2 protein-coding genes are annotated in these 1,319 nt (G+C 69.7%); one reads left to right on the top strand and one right to left on the bottom strand.

Features of this window, described 5'->3' with window-relative positions; all coding sequences use genetic code 11:
* Window positions 1-140 precede the first annotated feature (140 nt).
* On the bottom strand, window positions 141-638 hold the full coding sequence (locus N864_RS22290) for a SigE family RNA polymerase sigma factor (RefSeq protein WP_034722741.1): 498 nt from the start codon (window positions 636-638) through the stop codon (window positions 141-143).
* Window positions 639-849: 211 nt separating this feature from the next.
* On the opposite strand from N864_RS22290, the gene N864_RS22285 reads away from it, so the two are divergent.
* A complete protein-coding gene (locus N864_RS22285; protein ID WP_034722740.1) occupies window positions 850-1,206 on the top strand; it encodes an SPW repeat protein in 357 nt (118 codons plus the stop codon).
* The last annotated feature ends 113 nt before the right edge of the window (window positions 1,207-1,319 follow it).

Genomic DNA, 1,319 nt, shown 5'->3' with positions numbered 1-1,319 from the left:
GCCGGCCGCCACGACGCCGGCCTGGCGGCGGCGCCCGCGGCGACGCTCCAGGGCAATGGCGGCCGTCGCGAAGTCCCCGACGGCGTCGACCCGCTCGGCCTCGTGCAGCAGTCCCGACCGGAGGTCGGTCTCGGTGGGGGTCATGCGGTCACCTCCAGCATCTGCACGCGCAGGGCGGTCAGCGCCCGACTCGCGTGGCTCTTGACGGTGCCCACGGTGCAGCCGAGCACGGCTGCCGTCTGGGCCTCGGTGAGGTCCTCGTAGTAGCGCAGCACGATGACCGCGCGCTGCTGCCGGGGCAGCGTGACGATCTGTGCCCAGAGGTCCCCGTCCGCGTGGGTGTCGGCCGGCGCCTCCGGGTCGCGGTGGGCGACGAGCTCGCTGCTCGTGACCTCCTTGTGCCGCCACGTCCGTCGCCACCAGCTCCGGTGCTCGTTGATGATCGCCGTGCGGACGTAGGCGTCCGGTGAGCCGTTGATGGACGTCCACTTCCGGTACACCTTGGCGAAGGCGCTCTGGACGAGGTCCTCGGCGCTGTACGGGTCACCGGTCAGCAGGTAGGCGAACCGGACGAAGTGGCGCTGGCGCGCCCTGACATAGGCCGTGAAGTCGGCGTCACGGTCCTCGTGCTCCCCCATGTGGGCATCCTCGTGTCGGCGGGATGGTTCGCCCATCATGACGCGACGAGCCCCCCGGCTGGTTGACAAGGACCGCCCCGGAGCACCGCCCGGCGCGCCGGTCAGCGAGCGGAGACGTGCATTGAAAACCGTCGTGGCCCGACACATGATGGAGCTGTCCGGTCCGCCTCAGGATCGACGGACCATCTGATCGAAAGGTGGTCAGGACGCCATGAAGAAGGCCCTGCACCCGCAGGACGTCATCCCCCTCATCGCCGGCGGCTACGCCTTCCTGTCGCCCATCTGGACGACCACGACGACGCGCGCCACGTGGACGATGATCGTCCTCGGCATCATCACCGCGCTCCTCTCACTGGCCGAGCTCGTCCGACCGGACCTGCTCGCCATCGAGGGACTCACCGCCCTGCTGGGCGTGCTGTTCATCATCTCCCCGTGGGTCATAGGCTTCGCCTCGTCGACGATGCCGATGGCGGTCACGGCCTGGATCGTCGGGGCCGTCACGCTCGTCGTCGGCCTCGCCGACGTCCAGCTGACGAGGACGCACCGCCCGGGGATCGCAGCCCGCTGACTCCGTTGAGGAGCAACACGATTCGTATGCCGCTGGGCTCGCTCAGCGGCATACGGCTCGCTTCCGCTCACCCACGCCCCACCACCCAACCGTCGAGTGAGCGCAAACTCCGG

Origin of the sequence: Intrasporangium chromatireducens Q5-1 (genome assembly GCF_000576575.1) — a bacterium.
Classification (GTDB): Bacteria; Actinomycetota; Actinomycetes; order Actinomycetales; family Dermatophilaceae; genus Intrasporangium_A; species Intrasporangium_A chromatireducens.
This window is presented reverse-complemented; position numbering and strand designations above follow the sequence as displayed.